Genomic DNA, 2,381 nt, shown 5'->3' with positions numbered 1-2,381 from the left:
CCCTGCAGAAAAAGGACGAGCGGCAACGCCCGCGAGTTTTTCTCATGCAAGCTTTCCCGCTGCCACAACATATGGCGTGACGGAGCGTAAAACCTAAGTGGGTAGGCAATGGATAGAGCGTTTTTACTTTTTGCGGGTTTTCCTTTGCTTCCCTGCAAGGGAAAACTCCGCAAAAATAAACGGATTCGATGCATCCCCCCATAAATGCAGAGGACATCCCGAACTACTATTTCAGCGAGGTGAAAATTTTGTTACTTACACTTTTCCCGGGAAAAAAGCAACGTATTTCACAACCTCTGCCGAATAACGAAATAGAGCTTCTTCATCATATGATTGAAAAAATACAGCAGGGTGAGGATGACCTGCGTAATGACATACTTGAAAAATACAGGCCGTTTATCGCCAAGACGGTTTCATCCGTATGCAAGCGATACATATCACAGAGTTACGATGAAGAATTCGGTATAGGGTTGGAAGCTTTTAATGAAGCAATAACCGTTTATACAAGCAGCAAAGGTAGTTCGTTTCTTTCATTTGCCGACTTAGTTATACGCAGACGGATCATTGATTACATAAGAAAGAATAAACAAAAAATATCCGCCGTATCATTTGATGATGTGTTCAACGATAGGGGACCGGATTATAATGTCTGGGAAACGCAAATTTCCATGGCTCAATATCAGACCGAATGTGAAGCAGAATACAGGCGGGAAGAAATCCTTCATTATAAAGAACGTTTACTCGATTTTCACATATTATTGGAAGAATTGCCGGACTGTACGCCAAAACATTCAGATGCGCGGGTAAATATGGTGGAGATTGCCCATATTATCGCGGAGCAACCGGAACTCAGGGAGTCTCTTCTTAAAAAGAAGAAAATTCCGGTAAAAAAGCTTCTGCAGTTTATCAACTTTTCCCGCAAGACTATTGAACGAAACCGCAATTATATCGTAGCTATAACCTTGATTTTTATTGAAGATTACCGGTATTTACGTTCTTATATTCGGTTGGAGGAAACGAAAGGAAAGGAGGGAGACATTGATGATCAGGAAAGGAATCGTATTGGAAGTGAAAAGGGAATTTCTCATCGTAATCACACCGAAAGGGGAATTCTGTAAAGTTAAGCCGCAAAAATCGCTAAAAGAAGGCGATCTGGTTGAGTTTTCTTCCGAACAAATCGTCTCTCATTCGTTATCCCGTCAACCGCGAGGGAAAATAGGAAAAGTACGTCCTTTTTTATTAATGGCTGCCTCACTCTTGCTACTTTTATTAACCATTCCTGTTTGGAATGCTTTTTATCCTCCGGTATATGCTTCGGTTTCTATCGATATAAATCCGAGCGTGGAGTTGGAGGTCGATCGAAATTATAATGTAGTGGATGCGAAAGGAAGGAATCAGGACGGGGAGGCACTGCTTGAGGAAATCCACTGGAAAAAACGCCCGCTCCTTAGCGTAACGGAAAACATCCTGCAGCAGGCGGGAAACAAGGGGTATTTTGTGAAAAATCGTGATGTTCTCATCGTTCCTGTCGGCCTAAAAGAAAAGGCCGCTGCTGATCAAATTGGGCATTTATTTCAGCGGGATCGTTCTCTTCTCGACCATACACCGCAAAAAGATGTGAAAATTACCTTTGTGATCGGCGACAATGAAACAAAACAGAAAGCCGATCAGGAAAAAATGTCTATTGGGAAATATATTCTGTATGAATCGGTAAAAAAGATGAATCAAAATATCACGGTAGAAACGGCACGTACGTTAAGTGTAAGTGAGCTATCAGCGGAACTGGGTGGAATCTCGAAATTGCCCCGGGCAATAGAGTATGTGAAGCCAGGTGGCCAGGAGAATTCGAAGCCGGACAAGCAAGTATCAATTCATATGCCGGGCTCTTCTGTCGTATCGTCGCACATAAATAAAGGGTCGAATAGTCCTGTAAATAAAACCGGTTCTCCCGAAAAAGGGAAGAAAAACATCAATGCCAAACTAATGAAAGAAAGACGGCCATCTCCTGTTAAAAAAGTGGAAAAAAACTCCCTGCAGCAGGCTGAATCGCACCCTTCACCGGCCAACAAGCACGCACAGCAGGGAGCGAAGGAAAACGAAAAGCGAAACCAAAAACACAGACGCTATGATAAGAGTGATGAAGAACACGGAGGAAATAACGGAGCAGGTGACAATGCGCAACACCACGATGTGAACAAACATAAGAAGCATGATAGAGAGGAATAAGAAACTAAGGCTAGCGCCAAGCCGAAGGAGCAGGCGCTAGCCTTAGTTTTTTTATCACCGTTAAAAAAAGTATATGTTGCTTTACAGTGTTAAAGCAACATATACTTTCCTCCATGGGTCACCTGAGAAAAACTCGCGGGAGTGTGCCGAACGTT

General features: G+C 42.9%; 2 protein-coding genes. Both read left to right on the top strand.

From position 1 onward, the window contains the following. Window positions 1-239: 239 nt before the first annotated feature. Window positions 240-1,118 carry an RNA polymerase sigma-I factor gene (gene sigI / locus H525_RS24375; RefSeq protein ID WP_211237026.1) on the top strand — a complete coding sequence of 293 codons (879 nt, stop codon included), beginning with the start codon at window positions 240-242 and terminating at the stop codon, window positions 1,116-1,118. Further along, the gene (locus H525_RS0115495) at window positions 1,042-2,226 is read left to right on the top strand and encodes an anti-sigma factor domain-containing protein (protein WP_027416920.1); all 1,185 of its coding nucleotides are present in this window, start codon (window positions 1,042-1,044) and stop codon (window positions 2,224-2,226) included. The genes sigI and H525_RS0115495 overlap by 77 nt, the downstream gene beginning before the upstream one ends. Window positions 2,227-2,381: the final 155 nt, after the last annotated feature.

Origin of the sequence: Aneurinibacillus terranovensis DSM 18919 (assembly GCF_000430625.1) — a bacterium.
GTDB classification, from domain to species: Bacteria; Bacillota; Bacilli; order Aneurinibacillales; family Aneurinibacillaceae; genus Aneurinibacillus_B; species Aneurinibacillus_B terranovensis.
Note: the sequence above shows the minus strand (reverse complement) of the source record. Positions and strands in the feature narration are given on the sequence as shown.